Source organism: Bradyrhizobium betae (assembly GCF_004123905.1).
In the GTDB taxonomy this organism is placed as follows: domain Bacteria; phylum Pseudomonadota; class Alphaproteobacteria; order Rhizobiales; family Xanthobacteraceae; genus Bradyrhizobium; species Bradyrhizobium betae_A.
Genome location: NZ_MZXW01000047.1, coordinates 1 through 19427, shown reverse-complemented (window position 1 = coordinate 19427; position 19427 = coordinate 1). Strand labels below are relative to the sequence as shown.

21 protein-coding genes are annotated in these 19427 nt (G+C 62.0%); 15 read left to right on the top strand and 6 right to left on the bottom strand.

What is annotated here, in order from left to right:
* The first annotated feature begins 129 nt into the window (after positions 1–129).
* From B5V03_RS31860 to B5V03_RS31850, 3 genes are all read left to right on the top strand, one after another.
* Positions 130–3309, top strand: coding sequence for an efflux RND transporter permease subunit (locus B5V03_RS31860; RefSeq protein WP_129274361.1), 3180 nt, complete (start codon positions 130–132; stop codon positions 3307–3309).
* An 11-nt stretch (positions 3310–3320) separates the two neighbouring features.
* A complete protein-coding gene (locus tag B5V03_RS31855) occupies positions 3321–4571 on the top strand; it encodes an efflux RND transporter periplasmic adaptor subunit (protein WP_433995354.1) in 1251 nt (416 codons plus the stop codon).
* Positions 4572–5614: 1043 nt separating this feature from the next.
* Positions 5615–6268 carry a hypothetical protein gene (locus tag B5V03_RS31850; RefSeq protein ID WP_129274359.1) on the top strand — a complete coding sequence of 218 codons (654 nt, stop codon included), beginning with the start codon at positions 5615–5617 and terminating at the stop codon, positions 6266–6268.
* 236 nt (positions 6269–6504) lie between these two features.
* On the opposite strand, the gene B5V03_RS31845 is transcribed toward B5V03_RS31850, so the two are convergent.
* Positions 6505–6747, bottom strand: a complete 243-nt coding sequence (locus tag B5V03_RS31845) for a hypothetical protein (protein WP_129274358.1) — start codon at positions 6745–6747, stop codon at positions 6505–6507.
* Between the two features lie 393 nt (positions 6748–7140).
* Here B5V03_RS31845 and B5V03_RS31840 point away from each other — a divergent pair, with 393 nt between their 5' ends.
* The 4 genes from B5V03_RS31840 (at position 7141) to B5V03_RS41790 (ending at position 8871) form a co-directional block, all read left to right on the top strand.
* Positions 7141–7335, top strand: a complete 195-nt coding sequence (locus B5V03_RS31840; RefSeq protein ID WP_245502389.1) for a hypothetical protein — start codon at positions 7141–7143, stop codon at positions 7333–7335.
* Positions 7329–7766 carry a CidA/LrgA family protein gene (locus tag B5V03_RS31835; RefSeq protein WP_206736211.1) on the top strand — a complete coding sequence of 146 codons (438 nt, stop codon included), beginning with the start codon at positions 7329–7331 and terminating at the stop codon, positions 7764–7766. The genes B5V03_RS31840 and B5V03_RS31835 overlap by 7 nt, the downstream gene beginning before the upstream one ends.
* Positions 7767–7831: 65 nt before the next feature.
* Positions 7832–8506: an LrgB family protein gene (locus B5V03_RS31830; RefSeq protein ID WP_206736210.1), complete on the top strand. Its 675-nt coding sequence runs from the start codon at positions 7832–7834 to the stop codon at positions 8504–8506.
* A 119-nt stretch (positions 8507–8625) separates the two neighbouring features.
* Positions 8626–8871: a hypothetical protein gene (locus tag B5V03_RS41790; protein WP_164988427.1), complete on the top strand. Its 246-nt coding sequence runs from the start codon at positions 8626–8628 to the stop codon at positions 8869–8871.
* Positions 8872–9161: 290 nt separating this feature from the next.
* On the opposite strand, the gene B5V03_RS31820 is transcribed toward B5V03_RS41790, so the two are convergent.
* The 4 genes from B5V03_RS31820 to B5V03_RS31805 form a co-directional block, all read right to left on the bottom strand.
* Positions 9162–9494 carry a cytochrome c gene (locus B5V03_RS31820; RefSeq protein ID WP_129274355.1) on the bottom strand — a complete coding sequence of 111 codons (333 nt, stop codon included), beginning with the start codon at positions 9492–9494 and terminating at the stop codon, positions 9162–9164.
* Positions 9495–9504: 10 nt separating this feature from the next.
* The gene (locus B5V03_RS31815) at positions 9505–10746 is read right to left on the bottom strand and encodes a molybdopterin-dependent oxidoreductase (RefSeq protein ID WP_129274354.1); all 1242 of its coding nucleotides are present in this window, start codon (positions 10744–10746) and stop codon (positions 9505–9507) included.
* A gap of 512 nt (positions 10747–11258) precedes the next feature.
* Positions 11259–12149, bottom strand: coding sequence for a LysR family transcriptional regulator (locus B5V03_RS31810; protein ID WP_129274353.1), 891 nt, complete (start codon positions 12147–12149; stop codon positions 11259–11261).
* Positions 12150–12151: 2 nt separating this feature from the next.
* A complete protein-coding gene (locus B5V03_RS31805) occupies positions 12152–13210 on the bottom strand; it encodes a YeiH family protein (protein ID WP_129274352.1) in 1059 nt (352 codons plus the stop codon).
* Between the two features lie 285 nt (positions 13211–13495).
* On the opposite strand from B5V03_RS31805, the gene B5V03_RS31800 reads away from it, so the two are divergent.
* The 7 genes from B5V03_RS31800 to B5V03_RS31770 all read left to right on the top strand — a co-directional run bounded on the left by B5V03_RS31800 (position 13496) and on the right by B5V03_RS31770 (position 18175).
* The gene (locus B5V03_RS31800; protein WP_164988426.1) at positions 13496–14029 is read left to right on the top strand and encodes a DUF305 domain-containing protein; all 534 of its coding nucleotides are present in this window, start codon (positions 13496–13498) and stop codon (positions 14027–14029) included.
* A 9-nt stretch (positions 14030–14038) separates the two neighbouring features.
* Positions 14039–15493, top strand: a complete 1455-nt coding sequence (locus tag B5V03_RS31795) for a YncE family protein (RefSeq protein WP_129274350.1) — start codon at positions 14039–14041, stop codon at positions 15491–15493.
* 31 nt (positions 15494–15524) lie between these two features.
* Positions 15525–16049: a sigma-70 family RNA polymerase sigma factor gene (locus tag B5V03_RS31790; protein ID WP_129274349.1), complete on the top strand. Its 525-nt coding sequence runs from the start codon at positions 15525–15527 to the stop codon at positions 16047–16049.
* Positions 16046–16813, top strand: coding sequence for an anti-sigma factor family protein (locus B5V03_RS31785; RefSeq protein ID WP_129274348.1), 768 nt, complete (start codon positions 16046–16048; stop codon positions 16811–16813). Before B5V03_RS31790 ends, B5V03_RS31785 begins: the two co-directional genes overlap by 4 nt.
* Positions 16814–16934: 121 nt before the next feature.
* A complete protein-coding gene (locus tag B5V03_RS43070; protein ID WP_433995353.1) occupies positions 16935–17228 on the top strand; it encodes a hypothetical protein in 294 nt (97 codons plus the stop codon).
* A gap of 329 nt (positions 17229–17557) precedes the next feature.
* The gene (locus B5V03_RS31775; RefSeq protein ID WP_129274347.1) at positions 17558–17803 is read left to right on the top strand and encodes a DUF3551 domain-containing protein; all 246 of its coding nucleotides are present in this window, start codon (positions 17558–17560) and stop codon (positions 17801–17803) included.
* A 99-nt stretch (positions 17804–17902) separates the two neighbouring features.
* Positions 17903–18175 (top strand): hypothetical protein, encoded by a 273-nt coding sequence (locus B5V03_RS31770; RefSeq protein ID WP_129274346.1) that lies wholly within the window; start codon positions 17903–17905, stop codon positions 18173–18175.
* A 329-nt stretch (positions 18176–18504) separates the two neighbouring features.
* Here the strand turns inward: B5V03_RS31770 and B5V03_RS41785 are convergent, their stop codons facing one another.
* The gene (locus tag B5V03_RS41785; RefSeq protein ID WP_245502387.1) at positions 18505–18729 is read right to left on the bottom strand and encodes a BamA/TamA family outer membrane protein; all 225 of its coding nucleotides are present in this window, start codon (positions 18727–18729) and stop codon (positions 18505–18507) included.
* Here B5V03_RS41785 and B5V03_RS41780 point away from each other — a divergent pair.
* Complete coding sequence (locus B5V03_RS41780; RefSeq protein WP_283811554.1) at positions 18658–19146, top strand: GlcG/HbpS family heme-binding protein; 489 nt, start codon at positions 18658–18660, stop codon at positions 19144–19146. The two genes, B5V03_RS41785 and B5V03_RS41780, sit on opposite strands and share 72 nt — an antisense overlap.
* Positions 19147–19427 lie beyond the last annotated feature (281 nt).

Here is a 19427-nt window from a genome sequence, read left to right as displayed (position 1 = left end):
GGTGAAGTCGCGCGATAACTTCGTCATTTCATGTCGCGCGTCAAAATCCCAACTTGGTTGAGCGGGGCTGCCTGAGCGACTTCATGTCTCGTCGCGTTTTCAGGACTGGCAACGGCGCAGGGGTCTAGAATGGGAATTGTTCGATTTGCATTGAGGTTCCCGCACACCTTCTACGTGGTAGCGGCACTGATCCTGTTTCTGGGCGGTGCGGCGCTGTGGTCGATGCCGACGGACATCTTCCCGGAGATCCGGATCCCCGTGGTGACGGTCATCTGGCAGTACACCGGTCTATCCACGCCGGAGATGGAGCAGCGCGTCAGTACCTATAGCCAGTATTCCATCAGCGCCAATGTCAACGGCATCAAGAACATGGAGTCTCAGACCCTCAACGGCCTATCGGTGCAGAAGATCTATTTCCAGCCCGACGTCAATCTCGACCTGGCTATCGCGCAGATCGTTTCGGCAACCAACTCCATTCGTGCGTTGATGCCGCCGGGCATCCAGCCGCCGATCGTCGTGCAGTTCAATGCGTCCAGCGTTCCCGTGCTGCAGCTCAGCCTGAATTCGGACAATCTCAACGAGCAGCATCTCTACGACTTCGGCATCTATCGTGTCCGGCAGCAGCTTGCGCCGGTTCCCGGTGTCACCCTACCGACGCCGGCCGGCGGAAAGTACCGCCAGGTCATGGTGGACATCGATCCCGACAAGCTCCTGTCCCGAGGTTTGACGCCGCTGGACATCGTCAACGCGGTCAACACCCAGAATCTCACGCTACCCTCCGGCACCGCAAAGATGGGAGACATACAGTACACGGTACGCACCAACGCGACCCCGGCGACCATCGACGATCTCAATAAGATTCCGGTCAAGTTCACGAACGGCGCCACGATCCTGCTGAAGGACGTTGCCCAAGTGCGCGACGGTTCGATGGTGCAGCAGAACATCGTTCGCGAGAACGGACGTCGCTCGGTCCTTCTCAGCATCATCAAGAACGGTAACGCCTCCACACTGGCAGTCGTCAACGGTGTGAAGAAGGCGCTGACCGCCGTTCGCGCTGCCGCGCCTCCCGGACTGAATATAACTGAGCTATTCGACCAGTCGGTCTTCGTCACGAATTCGGTGAACGGCGTGCTCCGGGAGGGGGCGATCGCGGCGGGGTTGACCGCCTTGATGATCCTCCTGTTCCTGGGCTCGTGGCGCTCCACCCTGGTGGTGATGATTTCGATCCCGCTGGCGATTCTGTCGTCGCTTGTCGTGCTCTACTTCCTCGGGGAGACGCTGAACACGATGACGCTGGGTGGCCTCGCCCTGGCGGTCGGAATCCTGGTCGACGATTCGACCGTCACGATCGAGAACACCCATCGGCTGTGGACCGAGGGCATGTCGCTCGCGGACGCGACTTTGCATGGAGCGGCGGAGATCGCGGTCCCCACACTGGTGTCCACCCTTGCCATCAGCTGCGTATTCACGTCGGTGGTATTCCTCGAGGGGCCGGCCAAATACCTGTTTGCGCCGCTGGGGCTCGCCGTCGTATTTGCGATGCTTGCGTCCTATGGATTGTCGCGGACACTGACGCCGATCACGATTGGGTTGCTGCTGAAGGGCGAACGCCGGCACGTCCACGGCGAAGTCTCCGCCGGGCTATTCTCGCGCCTGTCCTCCGCCTTCGAGCGCAACTTCGAGCGGCTGCGTGAGGGCTATTCCCGGCTTCTCGGCTTGGTGCTTCGACGCCGCGCCGTCGTGCCGATTGTTGCGATCCTGATGCTCGGCCTGGGCGCCGTGATGCTGAGCCTCGTAGGAAGGGATTTCTTTCCCTTGATCGACGGTGGCCAGATCCAGCTCCATGTCCGCGCGCCGGCAGGAACGCGTATCGAGACGACCGAAGCCATGTTCCAGAAGGTCGAAGACAAGATCCGCGAAGTCATTCCTGAGAAGGATCGCTCGCTCGTCGTCGACAATATCGGTCTGCCCGCGCGAGCGTACAATTTGGCCTTCGCCGACGGCTCGACCATCGGCATCAACGACGGCGTCATCCTGGTCTCGCTCCGGGACGGCCACAGGCCGACTGCGGAGTATATCAAGAAGCTGCGTCAGGTCCTGCCGGCGTCGTTCCCCGAGGACACGTTCTATTTCCAGGCGGCCGACATCGTCACGCAGATCCTGAACTTCGGGCTGCCGGCGCAGATCGACCTTCGAACCGTCGGCTATGGAGCAGACAATCTTGAGATTGCCAAGAAGCTCCAGAAGCGGCTGGCCGCCATTCCGGGTGTCGTCGATGCCCATCTCCAGCAGGAGATCGACGGTCCGGCGTTCTATGCGGATATCGACAGGACCCGTGCAGCCCAGCTCGGCCTGAACGCCAGCACGGTGGCGACCAACATCAATGTCAGCCTCAGCTCGTCGGTGCAGGTTTCGCCGAATTTCTGGACCGATCTGAGCTCGGGCATTCCCTACTATCTCGCCGTGCAGACGCCGGAATACAAGATCGACTCGCTGAATGCGCTGGCCAATACGCCTGTGTCCACGTCACTCGCTGCGAGTGGCCAGACGGTACCGGGCATGCTCGGCAACATCGCGACGTTCAAGCGCGATACAGTGCCGACCAACGCCAATCAAAGCAACGTCCAGCCGGTCTACGAGGTCTATGCCAGCGCGCAGGGCCGCGATCTCGGCAGCGTCGCAGCCGATATCGGCAAGGTCACCGCCGATCTGCAAAAACAACTCAAGCCCGGCAACTCCATCCAGGTCCTGGGCCAGATCCAGAGCATGAACGACTCGTTCCGGGATCTTGGCATCGGCCTCGTGTTCGCGGCAGTGCTCGTCTATCTGCTGATGGTCGTCAACTACCAGAGCTTCGGTGATCCCTTCGTGGTCATCCTGGCGTTGCCCGCCACGCTGTGCGGCATCGTAACCATGCTGTTCATCACCGGTACTACGCTCAATGTCCCATCGCTGATGGGCGCGATCATGTCCGTGGGTGTCGCATCGGCGAACTCCATCCTGCTGGTGACGTTTGCGCGCGAGCAGCAGTTGAAGGGCCATTCCGCTCTTGAGGCGGCATTGAGCGCCGGTCGTACCCGCGTGCGGCCAGTGCTGATGACGGCTGCCGCGATGATCGTCGGCATGATCCCGATGGCGATCGGCGGTGCCGGCGAGGAGCAGAACGCGGCGCTCGCGCGGGCCGTGATCGGTGGACTGCTGTTTGCGACGCCGACGACCCTGCTCATCGTCCCCTATCTGTTTGCCATGCTGCGCAAGGGCAATGACGGAAAGCCGCAGCATGGCGTGTTCGAGGAAACGCAGGTATGACTGAGATAGATGTGCGGCCCGACCGGCCGCTCCACGACCTCGATCTTCCGGACGATGGGGATAGGCCTCTGCTGCGGGCCGAAGGCCGACTCAAGCGGCGGCCCGGAGCAGCCGTGTTCGGGTCAGCGGCGCTGCTCTTGCTTGCCGGGGGGCTCGCTGTGGGTGGCTGGCACCACTATCAGGCGGAGCGTGCGCTGGCGGCGACGTCCGAACAAGTGCGTATGCTTGTGCCGGAAGTCCGCGTCGCGATCGTCCGCGCCGGGGACAGCAAGATAGACGTTACGTTGCCGGCGACGACGGCAGCGTTCGAGGCTGCCAACATATTTGCGAGGACCAGCGGTTACGTCGAAAAGCGCTACGTCGATATCGGCGATCGGGTGAAAGCGGGGGCGATCCTGGCCGAGATCGTCGCGCCCGAGCTGGACCACCAGATCGCGCAGGCCCAGGCCACCCTGGCGCAGACTCAGGGAACTCTTCAGCAGACGCAAGCGAGCCGTGAGCTCGCCGAGGTCACCAACGCGCGCGACAGCGGTCTCGTCAAGCAGGGATGGCTGACCGCCCAGCAGGGCGACAATGACCGTCTGACGCTGCGCGCACAGCAGGCGGCGGAGGCCGTGGCGAAGTCGAACATCGCGGCTCAGCAAGCTCAGATCAAGGTTCTGGAGCAGGACAAGGCCTATCAGCGCGTGGTGGCTCCGTTCGACGGCGTGATCACCCAGCGCAGTATCGACAATGGCAGCCTCGTGCAGGCCGGTTCGACATTCCTGTTCACGTTGATGCATGCGAATGTCATCCGCACGCAGGTGTTTGTGCCGCAGGACGAGGCGGTCGGCGTTCAGCCGGGTGTCGATGCGGTGATCCGGGTCCCGGAGCTACCCGGGCGGGCGTTTCCGGGAAAGGTCACGCGGATTGCCACCGCGCTCCAGCCCGGGAGCCGTACGTTGCTGACGGAGATCGACGTTCCCAATCCGGATGGCGCGCTTCAGCCGGGCATCTATTGTACCGTCGAGCTCTACATTCCGCGCAAGACGCCGTCGTTAATGATACCGGCTGATGCCGTTGTCTTCGATGAGAACGGCCTTCATGTTGCGGTCGTTGAAAATGGCGTCGTTCACATGCAGAGGATCTCGATCGCACGCGATTTCGGCACGCAGGTGGAGGTGCACGATGGCGTCAAGCCGGGCGATCAGGTGATCCTCAACCCGATGCTGAGCCTGACGGAGGGTAGCCGGGTTTCTGCCCATCGGCCGCAGACGAGCTAACTCGCGGCCAAACCCGATGAGGCGCCGATCGACAGCTCAGTGTGCTGGATCGCAGCCTCACTATTCAAGTCCGCGAGCATGCTTCCGCGACCCGTCAATGTTGACCGCCGGGCGTATCGGGCGCGATTGGCGCCGCATTCAATGTCACCGAGGCACTACGTGCCTTGGCGCCCCCTGGTTCGCAGGATTTAAAGATCCGGAAGCGGCTCACTGTTCATTGACCGCCTGTGAGCAAATCTTGCATTCGCCTCCGCTGCATCAATCCGCACCTCCCTCATGGGGCAACACACGTTCGTTGCATTTGAATGGAGAAGGTTGATGACAATGTTGAAGATCTTGTCGGCTGGGCTAATCGCGACCGCGATGTTCACGACCGCCGCCAGTGCACGCGAGACTAACGCGAACCAACGCCACATCACGGAGCGCGCTCATCACGCGAGTGTCTTTCCGTTTGCAGAACCTTTCGGCGCCTATACCGCAACGCCTTCGGAGCAGCCGGGCGGCATTTGCGATCACGGTGACAATCCGCAGGTTTGCTGAGGGGTAGACCAAGGAGGGAAGCGGCATAAGCCGACTGCGCAGTCACGCGATGCGAGCGCCTCCCGCTCGCTTCCGCATGTTCAGGTGGCGCCCGATTCTCATCCTCAAGGATGAGATATTAGCCGCCAAAATCCTAGGATACTGGACTCACTCCGCGGCGGGGACACGGCCCGGCGCAGCCTCCCGGACCGCGCCCGCGAGCCCGACCAGTGGGTTCAGTCGAACGACTTGTCGAGGATCGTAAGAATTGCGCTTAGCAGCCAGCAGGCGGGGATGCGCCTGCTGCCGCAGCAGTGCCGCTGGTGAGGGGACTAGCCGGAGCCGGACTAGCGAGGTCCATCGAAATGCTTTCGGGACATGCGCTCGTGTTCGGGGTGGGCATCACGCTCGGCGCGGGGCTGATGCTGGTGTCGACGGCGTCGGCGTTGATCGCCGGCGGTTGAATGGTCCCGGGGGCAGGGGTTGACGGGATATCAGGCGTTGACGCCGGCAGAGCCGCTGCATTGGCCAAGGTGCTTCCGGGTGCCGACGTGCACGAGCTTCCGGGAGTGGAGCTGCCGAGTGGAGGCGCTGGCGCCACGGTGCCTGTTGTGCTGCCAGTGACCGTGCCGACGATGGTCACGGGCATGGCTGGCGGCAAGGTCGGCGGCAGGCTTGTAGCGGCCATCGGCGCAGCCAGACCCGACATCGCAGTGATGGTCCCCATTGCGCCCATCGGGCTCGTTGCACTCATCGCCACGGTCGGGCTCGCAGAAACGCTGCTGCTCGTGGCGGTGACGCTCCCCACGGATGGCGAAAGCTCAACCGCGGTCGGCGCGCAATTCACGCTTGTTCCTGGAAGCGTGGGGTCTTGTGCCAGTGGGGGCGAAGCCAAAGTGGTTGCCGGGGCACCGGGAATGGTCGCGGCCGAGAAAAGGCTCGTGAACGGGCTTGGCCCGGCCAGCGGGGACGACACGATCGCGCCCGGCGTTGTCGGAATGGCCATGGCGGTCGTTCCCATAGTCGAGACTTGTGCCAGGCAGCTGTTGCCGCTCAGCAGGAGGGCAGCTGTCGCACAGATGAGCGTACGCATTCAAAATCCCCGGCGTTCTATGATCGTCATCGGACGTACGCACTGGGGCCGGAAGATCCAATTCACGTTCGAGAGGGGAGATTGATGGCTCGAAGCCGTCGAGCGCCGACAGCGCCGTTGATGCGCGCATATGCGGGGCGCTCGATCATGATGTTCGGGAAGATCGCGACGGCTGGCCGAGAGACAGCGAAACCAAATATAATTGCTGCGCAAGATCGCTACGCGAATGACACAGGAGCTGATGCAGAAACTTCGAATAGCAAACAGGGTGCGCCGCAGGTTGCGGCAGCACCCCGCATGACGCTTCGCGACGCCCTGCGCTTAGCGGTATCTCGGCCCGATATGGACGTTGCGGCCGGCGAACACGGGAGCCGCGCCGCCGGCGCGCTCGAGGCCCATCCTGCCCGCCGGCGTCAGGGCGCCGCCGTTCAGGACGTCCCGGTTCGGATACATCGACGCGTACGCCGCCGGCTCCTGGTCGGCGAAGGACCACGCCGCAAATGCGGATGGGATTGATGCCGTCGAGATCAACGCCGCAGCAATCAGTGTCTTAAATACAGTCATCATCGTTCTCCATTCTCTCATTCGTGCGGAGAATGAGCGGCCCGCGCTTACTACTGCTCTCCTTGTGGCGTTTCCCGAATCGAATGTTCTTGATGTGTCTGATGTAGGAATTTTCATCGGCGACGGTGCATCGTCGCAGATCACTCTTCCGAGAAAGCGAACTACGCTTCGAGCTATGAACGCCCCGATATCGAATCTGTATTCTTTGTCATGATTGCTCTCGCCATCGTGCTCGGCGAGAGGCGTGCCTGAGGCCTACTTCGAGTTCAGGTCACCTCAACGCCTGGAGTATGAATCATGAGGCTGTTATCGCCGCTTTGCATCGCGCTTTGTCTCGTCCTCTCCGCCACCACAGCATTCGCCCGGGGCGGCATGGGATCGATGGGATTGCACATGTCGATGGGTGGCGGCGCGCTTGGCACGAGCGCTGCGGCGCCGGGCACGAATTCACTGGGCACCGCGCTGCCCTCATCCGGGACAATCGGTCATGCCATGAAAGGCCCGCTGCTCGGTACGAACGCGGCCATCGACAAGGAGGACGCGCGGGTTGAAAAGATGCTGGAGGGGTCGATCTGTCGCGGATGTTGAGCGCGTGCATCTCTCAGGCCAAATTGATGATACCCGCTCTTCTCGTTCTGCTGGGTTGTGAGCTTGCCGGCGACGCGCTCCACCAAATGGTTGGGCTTCCCGTACCCGGACCTGTGATCGGCATGTCAATTCTGGCCGCCGCGCTGGCTTTCAGAAAGGGAGGCGCGAGCTCCGGGTCGCCGATCACCGGCAGCCTGGAGCAGGTCGCCGAAACCCTGATCCGTCACATGGGACTTCTGTTCGTGCCGGCGGGTGTCGGCCTGGTCGCGGAGATCGACGTGTTGTGGTCGGAATGGTTGCCGATTGCCGCCGGCCTGATCGGATCGACGTTGCTCAGCCTGGCTGTCACTGGCCTCGTGATGCACTGGAGCATTCGCCGCCGCGCCGCGCGGCGCGCGCGAGACACCGTGCAGGGTGTGGAGCGGGGGTGATCCAACTCGGACCGTCGCCAATGATTGCAATTGACCATCTCTGGAATTCGCTTGGCGCGACGCCGTTGGTCTGGCTCGTCGTAACGCTGGCCGCCTATACGGCCGGCAGCGCGCTGCAGCGGGCTTGCGGAGGGGCGACGTTGGCGAATCCGGTGCTGATAGCCATCACTATCGTGGCTGCCGTCGTCGTCGTGACCCGGACCGACTACACGGTCTATTTTACGGCGACCCAGTTCATCAATTTCCTGCTCGGACCAGCAACCGTCGCCCTGGCCATTCCGCTGGCGCGAAGCGCCCGGCTGGTGAGGGAGAATCTTGCGGGCGTCGGACTGGCGCTGTTGGCGGGCTCCGTGACATCGACGATCAGCGGCATTGGCCTCGTGTGGTTGTTCGGAGGCTCACGCACTGTTGCGCTTTCCATGGCGCCGAAGGCCTCGACGACTCCCATCGCTGCCGCGGTGTCGAGCCAGATCGGCGGTATTCCGGCCCTGACGGCCGCGCTCGCGATTGTCGGCGGCATCGTGGCGGCCGTTGTTGGTCGGACGATGCTGACCAGGTTGAACGTCAACGACTGGCGGGCCCATGGCCTCGCTGCCGGAGTTGCAGGAAGCGGCATTGCGGCCGCGCAAGTAGCCGAGCGCAACGAGCTTGGAGCCGCATTCGCCGCGCTTGGTATCGGACTCAACGGCGTCCTGGTTGGAATCGTCGTGCCGCTCGTTGCGCAGTATTGGAAGTCATGAAATCGATCGTCCGCGCCCCCCTGGACTGACGGCAATGTGATACGCCGCGCGACTGCCCGGATTGGGATGACGAGCGGCACGTCCTACCTCCGGGAAATGAGCAATTGGAGAAAAGTTCGATGCGTTCTCTTTTGACTGTGGGATTTCTGATTTCGCTGACCGCCTGCGCAAGCGCGGCTCCCATCCACGGTAAGCACGGACGACATCGGCCCGTGGCTCATCATGGGCCGGTCGTGTCACTGGGTGACTACGTCATCCCGAGGGCAGCCTATGCAGGTTCTCGACCGCCGGTCTATGACGACGATACGCCCAGCTACAACGATCCGTCCAAGTTCGGCGGCCAATCGCTCGGGATGGACCCGTAGAGACCGGCCGGTTCGCCGGTTGTGCCGCGTGCGATAGTGAAGATGATTCGGAGCGATTCAATGCGCTGTCTGCTAGTGTTTGGTCTTTTGCTGGCTTCGTGTGCGACTGTTTCCGCTGCAGCGCACGGTCCAATTCGCCCGGCAGCGCGTCTGCACATGCAGAAACATCGCCTGGTAAATCCAGGTGCGGCTTTGCCTGGCCGGCCACGATTCGCCGTCCCCGGCTGGAGCAATGAAGACACCGAGCGCTGGCTGGACGACGCCAGCTCGGCCTGGTCGCAGGCCTGACGTTAGTGTGTTCCCTTTGTGCTGGCTAGATAATCGACGATCGCGGGTACGTCGCCCTCCTCGATGGGCGCTCTGTAAGCCTTGATCATCTTGTGGACCTCGGAGTCCCAAGCGGACCTGGAGAGAGCAGGTTGGTTCAGCACCATGTCCGCGGAGTGACAGGCCAGACAGTTGTTGTTGATGGCGTCCGCGCTGGATCCGCCCGGAAATAACGCATCGCCCGATGGAAGCTCGACGTTCGTCGATGTGATCGCCGGAGCTGGCTGAACCTGGGCGGAGGCGGGCGTCAGAACGGCGGCGAATGCGGTGCCGAGAGCAATGATGGCATGTCGCATGAAACTGCTCCTATATGGCGGTGATATGAGCCGTCTCGACGGCATTGAGCATGAAACCGCTGTTGTTCCAGTTGGGCATTGCGGGCTGAATGTCGCCGCTCAGACTCGTGCAGCGGACCATGAGTGATTGATGGCCTTTCACCAACTGGGGAATGTTCACGTGCCACCGGCGAAAGCTGTATTTTCCAAAGTCATCGCCCAGTGTCGCGAGTTGCCAACTCCGGCCGGCATCCATCGAAAGCTCGACCTTGGCGACGCCCGTGTCGCCTCCGAAGGCAATCCCGCGGATCGTCGCGCCGGCACCAGCCGGAAGAGACGCACCTTCCGTAACATTGGTGAAGAAGGACCGCGGCACCATCCGGCTTATTGGAACCATTTTGATGCCGGTCTGGCCAGGCGTGATGTTGGCGTGCGGTGTATCCGGGATGGTGTACGCGGTCGCCATCCAGTAACTGTCGTCTGCGCGATCGAGGACCTCGACGTCGCTGAGCATCTTGACCCAATAGGTCGAGTACCATCCCGGCACGATCAGGCGCAGCGGAAAGCCGTTCAGCAGCGGCATCTGCTCGCCGTTCATCGCGAAGGCGATCATGACTTCGCCATCGCGAGCATGATCGATGTCGAGCGACTTGCGGAAATCAGGTGCTTCGGGCACGACCGGCTCGTCCAGTCCGCTGAAGCGGACCTGTATCGCGCCGGACTTGATGCCCGCGCGGTCCAGCACATCCTTGAGCCGTACTCCCACCCATCGCGCGTTGCCCATCGCGCCATGCGCCCACTGTGCGCCTGGGACGCGAGGTGAAAAGAAGCCGCGGGAGTTGCCCGAGCACTGGTTGACGGCGGCGAGCTCGACGCGAGGCATCTTGAGCAGATCGCCGATGGACAAGGACAGCGCCTGGTTGACGTGGCCGCGTACGGCGAGCCGGAAGGCGTCCGCATCGACCGAGGTCGGGATCACAGCCCAGTGCCAGCGCACATAGAACTGGTCGTTCGGCGTGAATACCCCGCGATCGAACACCTCCATCGGGGTTTCCAACAGCGGCGGCCGGGCACGCTGCAGGATCATGGCTCCCTTCTGAGGGAAGTCATGCGTGATCGGCCGCTCCTGCGGGCCATTGGCGAACGGAAGGCGCACCGACTGATCGGCCCAGGCCGATGAGCCGGCGAGCGCCATGCCCGCGACCCCGATGGTCTTGAGCACGGCGCGGCGGGACAGCGGTTGAACGTGCTGATCGTTGCGATGTAGTGGCATCAAGATCCTCATGCTGAAACGGGTTCGCGTTCGATGCAGGGCCGGTCATCCGAGGTTGATGTCGGCGAGGGGATCTTCGACCTGCCGGCGGGGTTGCGCCTGGCGAATGCATGGAAGAGGTCCTGTTGTAAAACGAAGGTGCTGTTGCGAGTGAATGTTGCTCCTGTTGCCCGAAGAATGCGTCGAGCTGCCGGCATGCGCGAGCGATGCACCGAGTACCGAAGTGGTGGTAGCCAGCAAGACAATCGCGAGGTGAGCGCGGTGCGAGGCGATCATTGTGAATCTCCATCTCGATGTTTTGGCAAGCGGAGTGTCCGATGTGCTTGCCGCTTCTCAAGGAGATAGACCGCAATACGGCAGCAATCCAACGGGATGATCAGATCGTTCTGATCGCCGGCCACGATCGAATGCCCAAAGCTGCCTCGTGCTGACGCTGCCCGCGGCGTTGCTGGCGATGCATCAGTTCAGATGTTGCAATGGAATAGAGGTGCGTCCTGCGGGCGCAGGCCGTCCTACGCAGCAGGGCCCGCTGTGATGCTGGACATCAGCGCGGCTTCGGCCTTGCTCACATGCCGCTCCTTGTGGCGCAAAGCGTAGAACGAACGTTTCGCCATTTCGCCCTCCAACTGGAACAACCGCTTTGCCGCGATCGCGTTTTCGACCACCAAATCGGAGATGGCCGCGGCGCAGCGGCCGTTCTCGACCGCCGTTCGTATGGCCTCGTTCGAAGCGAGCTCGAGCTGCACCTTGAGGTCGGAAAGGCGTACTCCGCGCTTCTTCAGGGCCCGTTCGAACATGGCACGCGTTCCGGACCCCTTCTCGCGAAGGATCCACGGTGTCGTCGCAATCCAGTCTGGAGGCAGCTTTCTCTGGTTCGCCAGAGGGTGTTGCGGGCCCACGACGGCGACCAGCGCATCGCCGTCGAGGCGTCGGGCCGACAATGCAGCGTCATCGATGTCGCCTTCGATAAAACCGAGATCCGCCATGCCTTCGCGCACGTCCGTCGCGACATGTTCGGTGTTGGCAATCTTCACGTCAAGTTCGATGCCGGGATAGACAACCTGGAAGGCCAGCAGCCTCGCGGGCAGCCAATAGCTGCCGACCGTCTGGCTGGCGGCGATCACAAGCCGTCCGGCCTTGAGCCCGGCGAAATCCCGCAGAACCTGCTCCGCCGCATGGGCGCGCGCCAGCACGGCACGGGCTTCTCCGAGAAACGAGCGGCCCATATGCGTGAGCACGATGCCGCGACCGACCCGATCGAACAACTTGACGCCATAACGGCCTTCGAGCGCGGCGATCGCCGCGCTCGTGGCCGATTGGGTCAGATTCAGTTCGCGGGCGGCCTGCGTCACGTGCTGCCTGTCGGCGACCGCGGCGAAGATTCGAAGTTGTTCGAGCGTCATGCTCACCCCATGAATTTAATGAGAGCTAGGCTGAAGGTTGCAATGAACAGGAAGGCAAGTGCACCCAATATAGCCGGACGCACACCTCGCGCGTAGAGTTTAGAGACATCAGTCTCGAGGCCCATGGCGGCGAGTGCGATCGTGAGCAGGAAGGTGGACAGGGTGATCGTCGCGTCCCTCACCCCTGCCGGAATCGTCACGACACTGTTGAGGGCGGTCACCGCAACAAAGCCGATTGCGAACCAGGGCAGGGATGGCGCTGCCGGCCTGCCGGGCGCGCCTCGGGCCGCAAGCCGGGACCCGACACTCAGGGCCAGCACCACAGGAGCCAGCAGCATGACTCGCGCAAGCTTGGCGACCGTCGCGATTTCCCCGGCGCGCTGGCTGTTCTGAAAAGAAGCGGCGGCCACCTGCGCGATCTCATGGATGGATGCCCCGCTCCAAAGGCCATAGGCCGCGCCGTCGAGATGCAGAAGATGGGGCAGCACAGGATAGACGAACATTGCGATCGAGCCGAAGATCGTGACGCAGGCAATCGCATAAGCGACATCCTCGTCGGACGCTCCGGTGACGCTGTTGGTCGCGACAACGGCCGAAGCACCGCAGATCGAGGTGCCCGCGGCGATCAGTTCGGTGAGCTTTCGGTCGACGCCCAAAGCGCGGCCGGTTGCGAGGGTAAAGGCGAAGGTGGCAACGAGCGTGCCGATGACGATCAAAAGTCCCCTTGCACCCACGGCTGCAAGCTGGGTCAGCGTGATCTGAAAGCCAAGGAGAACGATTGCGGTCCGAAGGAGACGGCGCATGCTGAAAGCAATTCCCGGGGCGGCGAAGGACCGAGTGCCGACGAGATTGCGCATGGATATCCCGATCGCGATGGCGAGGATCATGGGGCTGAAGGTGGCAATCCCTGGAACGCCGTGAAGCAATTTGGCGACGAGAGCGATAGCTCCTGCCAGCGCCACCCCCGGGATGACAGCGCGGGCTGGCTTCGCCCGCGATGCGATGGTCTCGCGGATGACGGATTTGACTGGAGAAGTGCGGAAGTCGATGGCAGAGGTCATTGGCGTTACTCCGGGTTATGCCAAAACTGGTCTGCGCCGATGAATTGGTCCAACAGATTGATATTTGAATTATGATTGATAAAATCGATTAATCGTGGCCTATGTGTGTTCCTTGGGCGGGACGCTAACGCATCTGTGATCGGGCCGAAGATCGTGCCTTAGTCATTGTTGCCGTTGGCATTTTCGAAGGCCATCTGCCCGTGGCCGAAGAACCTTTGCGGCCGCTTGGAATAGAACGCGTGCCGCTTCGTCCAACTCCCCATGCGATCAACATGGGAGTTCAGGATGCACCAGCAGTCCCGCAGATTCATTGCGACCCTCGCAAGCAGGTGTCGTTTCCGAAGACCAGGGCTCGCCGCGATCCTGTTGGGCGGGCGGGTCCTGATTGCTTGCGCGATCCCACCGCTCGCGTTCGCGCATGAAGTCCATCCGGCCGATCCTCCGGCCGGGCTGACCGGCGAGGAATCCACGTTCCTGAAAGAGAACGACGCCGCGATGACCAAGATGATGAACGACATGGCGGCGAAGCCCAGCGGCGATGTCGATCGCGACTTCGTTGCCATGATGAACCCGCATCATCAGGGCGCCATCGACATGGCCGTAATCGAGCTGCGCTACGGCAAGAACGAGCAGCTTCGGCGGATCGCGCAGGAAATTATCGTCGACCAAATGCAGGAGATCGCCGCGATGAAGCTCGCAATCGGCGAGCCGGCGGCCGACACGACCCCCGTGCCGACGCAACGGCAGGCTCTCCCTGCGGCACACGATCACCATCATTGGGACATGCAGATGGACATGTCCTCCGGAATGAAACACTAGGAGCGAAACATGAAAACGTGGAAAACTGTCTTCCTGGCGGCAACGATGCTCGGAACAGGGTCCGCTGCGTGGGCGGGGCAAGCGCCCGGCGCGCTGTCCTCGCCTGACATCCCGATCAGCCATCACGACCGTATTTATGCGGCCGAGCAGTTCTCGAATACGGTGTCGGTGACAGACCCCGTCGACAACAAGCTACTCGGCGTGATCCGGCTGGGCGATCCGCAGCCGCTCAATTTCAGCCCGCTCTACAAGGGGCAGGTGCTCGTTCACGGTATGGGCTATTCGCCCGATCATCACACGCTCGCCGTGGTGTCGATCGGCTCGAATTCGGTCACCTTTATCGACACCGCGACCAGCGCGGTCAAGCATATGACCTATGTCGGTCGTTCGCCGCATGAGGCATTCTATACGCCGGACGGCAAGGAGGTGTGGGTGACGGTGCGCGGCGAGAACTACATATCCGTGATCGATGCCAAGAGCTTTGAAGAGAAGACGCGCATCACGACCCCAAGCGGTCCTGGCATGCAGATTTTCTCGCCCGACGGCAAGTACGGCTACATTTGCTCGTCGTTCAATCCGGAAACCGATGTCGTCGCGGTTGCCGATCACGAGATCGTCGCCAAAGTGAAGCAGGATAGCCCGTTCTGCCCGAACATCGCCGCGACGCCCGACGGCAAGCAGGTCTGGTTCACGCTCAAGGACGTCGGAAAGACGCAGGTATTCGACGCACGTCCTCCGTTCGGCCTCCTCAAGACGATCGATACCGGTCCGATCACGAACCATGTCAACTTCGCACAAACCGCCAACGGATCGTTCGCCTATGTCACGATCGGTGGCTTGAACGAGGTCAAGGTATTCCGCACCGACGATTTCTCGCAGGTCGCGACCATCCCGGTCGGCAATTTGCCGCACGGCGTCTGGCCGTCGGGCGATGGCTCGCGCGTCTATGTCGGCCTCGAGAACGCCGATGCGCTGGTGGCGATCGATACCGCGACCAACAAGGTCATTGCCAACATTCCGATCGGTCAGGCACCCCAGGCGATCGCCTATGTCCCCAACGCTGCGCCAAATCCCGACAACCGCGAGAACCTGCAGCCGCTTGGAGTTGCCGGACAAGTTGCCCATCTCGCCCTCGCGCCCAAGCAGCGGACGGGCGATGGCAAGGTGCCGACCAGCGTGTCGCTGTTCGACCAAGGCCTGATCCAGATCCTGCAGGCATCGGTGACGGGTCTCCAGCCCAAGCAGAAATATGTGCTGGCGCTCTCCGAGCATGCGGACGGCAGCGGCGCGTTGCAGTCGCTCGCAGCGTTCATGACGAACCCGGCAGGATCGGCTATCGTCAACGCCGTCGGCCCGATCCGGCAGATCGTCGATCAGGGGACAAACGCCGACAGGCGATATCTTGTGATCGCGTCCGGCGAACCAGCCATGCCCGGCGAGGCGATCCAGATTGAGACCCGTTGACGTTCGGGAAGGAACGCAGGCGGAGGGCGAGATGAAGGATATGTTGGTTCAGGTCGAGCCGCTGATCCCCGCCCTCCGCCGTTATGCTCGCGCCCTGTTGCGCAACCGCGCGAACGCGGACGATCTTGTGCAGGACTGCCTGGAGCGCGCTGTCAGCCGCTGGCATCAAAGACGGGACGGGAGCGTGCGCGCATGGCTGTTCACGATCCTGCATAACCTCGCGACGGATCAATTCCGTCAGACGTCGTCGCGCGGCAGGCATGTGCCGATCGAGGAAGCGGGTGAGGGCGATTTTCGCGGGGCCGCCGCGCAAGAGCATCGGCTCATGTATCAAGACGTACTAGACAAGCTTGCGAAACTGCCGGGGGAGCAGCGGGCCGTACTGTTGCTGGTTGCAGTCGAGGATCTCTCTTATGCGGAAGCTGCGAAGGTATTGAACGTCCCGATCGGGACCGTGATGTCGCGCCTGTCGCGAGCACGCGAGAGAATGCAGCAGGAGCTCGATGGCCTCGCCGGGGCGCCAGGAAATGTGGTGACGATGCGGAGGCTGACATGAACAACCGGCCGATTACGGAGGATGATCTGCACGCCTATGTCGACGATGTGCTCGAGCCGGAGCGTCGAGCGGAAGTCGGCTCCTACCTCGCCGATCATCCGGATGTCGCCAAGCGCGTCGCCGGCTTTACCGATCAGCGCGAGCTGTTGCGTTCGGCGCTGGCGCCAATCGCCGACGAGCCGTTGCCACCCGAGCTGAACCTCTCACGCATTGTCGAGGGCCAGAGGCGTCGTTCTCCGCCGGCATGGTGGACGATCGCGGCGATGCTGCTGCTGAGCGTGGGTGGGTTGGGCGGCTGGGTCATGCGCGGCTCATTGGAGGCGGCACCTAGCGGCCTGGCCGCACTCGCGCAGGAAGCGACTTATTCCTACAATGTCTACGCACCGGATCGGATCCGCCCTGTCGAAGTGCGAGCATCCGACACCACGCAGCTCGTCGAATGGATATCGAGTCGGCTCAACCGGCCTGTCAAGGTGCCGGACCTGGCGAGTTCAGGCTACCGTCTGATGGGGGGACGCCTGGTCGCGACCCAGCACGGACCAGCCGCAATGTTCATGTATGACGACGACCACGGCAGCCGCGTCGTCGTGCTGACGCGGCCGATGAGCAGCGCCGACCAGAACGCACCGATCACAACACACTCAAACGCCGGCGCCACCGGCATTGCCTGGGCGGACGACGGCATTGGCTATAGCCTTGTGGGCCCGGCGCCGCCGAACTCGCTGAAGGCGATTGCGAATGAGGTTCGCAGGCAGGCGCTCTGAATTGGCGGGCCATGTGCGGCGGACCGCCTCGGCGTGCGATCACCTTATTGAACGAGAATTCAGGATGTCGAGCCGTGAAGACCGCGCGTTGCTCCCTATCTCTCACGAGAGAGGACCTATCATGATGACCATCAACTTTATGACTGTCGCCTTCATCACCGTGGGGCTCGCGGTCGCGCCCCTTGCTGCGGAAGGGGAGAGCTACGCCTATGTGAGGCACGACGTCTCGACAATGCAATCCGCTGCCTATGGAACGTCCGGATTGTCGATACCACCATCAGGGACCTACGGGACATCCGGAACGTCTGTCGGAACTGTCACCGCACCCTCGGTGGGGTCGTACAACTGGCCTTCGGTAGGCGTGACAAACGCAGTGCCCACTTGGCGCAACACCAATCCTTCTGTTCACAGGTAGCGAGAACTGCCGCCACGTCTCGAAGCTCGTTGCGGAGGCGGGCGCCACCACCCACGCCGATTTACAGCTTGTCCCTCCCACGGGAGACTGAACTTTGGCGCGCTCGAAGTTCAATAGCCGCCTCAAGCAGGCTCTGGGATCCCGCCGATTTGACCGGTCGTGAAGCCGCGATAGCTTCGTGTTATGGCCGTCCGAACGCACATAGACCAGCAGCGGTGCCTCTCTCCCCAGCGGACCCGCAGGAACGATCCTAGTTCGCGCATCCTCGATCCCCGCGAGAATGCGGCCGGGACCGTTCGCCCTCTAAATACAAGCCAGGAGTTGAATCGATGCACATAGTTCTATTCGCAGGGTTCTCTGTTGTTGCCCTCCTTGCGACCGCCACCCCAAGTTTGGCAGCCCCCGCAGTTGATCGGTACTGCCTGCAAGGAACGGAGTGGGGCTATCCTGGCAACTGCCAGTTTCCGTCCTATCGCCAGTGCATGGCAAGTGCGTCTGGTACAGATGCATACTGCGGTATCAATCCGCGTTATGCGTCTGCGAACCAGCGGCAAGGCTACTCGCCGGCCTATTGAAGTCAGCACGAGCACCAGTGCGAGGCGCCGCTGAAATCGACTGTTCGAGGCAACTCGGAGGGGCTTGGCGCGATCGCCCGCGGTACGGCGGAAGTCGTGATGAAAAGGAAGTTCATCTTGCGTAAGATCATGGTTGCTCTTTCAATCGCCGTTGCACTTGGCGGTTCTTTTATCCCCACCAATGCATTCGCATCCGGTAGCGCCCTAGGAGATGGTCGTATGGCGAGCAGCGCGAAAGCGTATCACGGCGACCGCGTTTTCCCTGCTCACGAACGCGGCTACGAGCGGCACCCGTGGCGGCGACGCGCCTACGAGTGGGACCCGTGGTATCACTGGGGCGCCTATTACGGCCCCATGGTTCCCGCGGTTTGAACTTGGCCAGGCTAGAGCGCGGACGCTGCCGATCCGGCCGATGTCGGCCATTGTCGGGGTACGGGCTAATGTAGCCCGTCACATAACTGCAAGGCTCATGGCGTCGACGGCTGCCAAGCTGGAACAGCCGACCGGTGAACTTTATGCGATTGCGGGCTTTTTGCTTCAGCGCGCGCAACGGTTTTGCGGCGGGTGGCGGTGAAGTCCACCTCTCTCATCTGGACCGGCATCGTCGAAGATAACGGGCGACAACTTATGCGCGACTGCCACCCCGAACTCATTGTTGGTCCTCTGGTTCCACAAATGTCGTTTTCGACTGACCAAACCAATCAGAACGGCGAGGCCGTGAAATTGAAGGGTTGCGTCACGTCGTAGGCAGCCTTGGTCACGGGCACAACATAGTTGACGGTGAGGGCGCCAAAGGGCGAGCCCCACGTGAGACCGACACCAATCGACGAGCGGAGGATGTTACTCTTGGCGACATTGACGGTCTGCGTCCCGAACGTCGTGGGCCCGTTATAGCCAAACACGCTGCCGGCATCGACAAAGGCCAACGTGATGACCCTCGATCAAGCCGGAGCGCAGACGGTGCTGCAGGCGGGAGGGAGAACGCAGAGCAGCGGAATGCGCCCTCGGCGATCGCGGTGGTTGATCCTGCCGGCGATCTGCTTGCTTTCCAGCGGATGGATGATGTCCGCCCGGCAAGCGTGGACCTTGCCATCGAGAAGGCACGAACGGCGGCGCGGCTACAGAGGTCGACGGCAGAGATTGAGGACAACATAAATCAGGGCCGCACGGCGTTCGTCACTGCCGGCATCCCGGTGCTGCGCGGCGGCATGCCAATCCGTATCAACGGTGCAGTCGTGGGCGCAGTAGGTATTGCGGGCTTGAGTAAGGAGACTGACGCCGAGATTGCGAACACCGCCGCGGCAGCGCTGAGCCCTTCACCTATGACGGGTCAGCGTAGGTGATCGGAATGACTGTTCTTGTGGGCATGTCCATGCGCCATCGATATGGCCGTGATCGAGCTGGTGCGGCAGGAACGAGCAGCGTCGGCGTAGCGCGCGACTGCCCCTTTGGCGGAAGTGGTCGGCTTTGTGAGGAGGCGCCCTAAACCTTCGTATCTCTAGATGCCGGACGAATATCTGCGTTCAATTGAGCTGCTGATCGTGATCGTCTTAGGCTGCGTGCGTCGGAAAAGCGAACAGGCTCATCAAGTGCGACGATGAAAATAGGGTGATCGACGAACAGC

Bases quoted from the DNA above. Each gene is read 5' to 3' on its own strand.
- B5V03_RS31860 (WP_129274361.1), top strand. From the start codon at position 130: ATGGGAATTGTTCGATTTGCATTGAGGTTCCCGCACACCTTCTACGTG.
- B5V03_RS31845 (WP_129274358.1), bottom strand. From the start codon at position 6,747: ATGACTGTATTTAAGACACTGATTGCTGCGGCGTTGATCTCGACGGCA.
- B5V03_RS31840 (WP_245502389.1), top strand. From the start codon at position 7,141: ATGTCGATGGGTGGCGGCGCGCTTGGCACGAGCGCTGCGGCGCCGGGC.
- B5V03_RS31835 (WP_206736211.1), top strand. From the start codon at position 7,329: ATGTTGAGCGCGTGCATCTCTCAGGCCAAATTGATGATACCCGCTCTT.
- B5V03_RS41790 (WP_164988427.1), top strand. From the start codon at position 8,626: ATGCGTTCTCTTTTGACTGTGGGATTTCTGATTTCGCTGACCGCCTGC.
- B5V03_RS31820 (WP_129274355.1), bottom strand. From the start codon at position 9,494: ATGCGACATGCCATCATTGCTCTCGGCACCGCATTCGCCGCCGTTCTG.
- B5V03_RS31815 (WP_129274354.1), bottom strand. From the start codon at position 10,746: ATGCCACTACATCGCAACGATCAGCACGTTCAACCGCTGTCCCGCCGC.
- B5V03_RS31810 (WP_129274353.1), bottom strand. From the start codon at position 12,149: ATGACGCTCGAACAACTTCGAATCTTCGCCGCGGTCGCCGACAGGCAG.
- B5V03_RS31805 (WP_129274352.1), bottom strand. From the start codon at position 13,210: ATGACCTCTGCCATCGACTTCCGCACTTCTCCAGTCAAATCCGTCATC.
- B5V03_RS31800 (WP_164988426.1), top strand. From the start codon at position 13,496: ATGCACCAGCAGTCCCGCAGATTCATTGCGACCCTCGCAAGCAGGTGT.
- B5V03_RS31795 (WP_129274350.1), top strand. From the start codon at position 14,039: ATGAAAACGTGGAAAACTGTCTTCCTGGCGGCAACGATGCTCGGAACA.
- B5V03_RS31790 (WP_129274349.1), top strand. From the start codon at position 15,525: ATGAAGGATATGTTGGTTCAGGTCGAGCCGCTGATCCCCGCCCTCCGC.
- B5V03_RS31785 (WP_129274348.1), top strand. From the start codon at position 16,046: ATGAACAACCGGCCGATTACGGAGGATGATCTGCACGCCTATGTCGAC.
- B5V03_RS43070 (WP_433995353.1), top strand. From the start codon at position 16,935: ATGATGACCATCAACTTTATGACTGTCGCCTTCATCACCGTGGGGCTC.
- B5V03_RS31775 (WP_129274347.1), top strand. From the start codon at position 17,558: ATGCACATAGTTCTATTCGCAGGGTTCTCTGTTGTTGCCCTCCTTGCG.
- B5V03_RS31770 (WP_129274346.1), top strand. From the start codon at position 17,903: ATGAAAAGGAAGTTCATCTTGCGTAAGATCATGGTTGCTCTTTCAATC.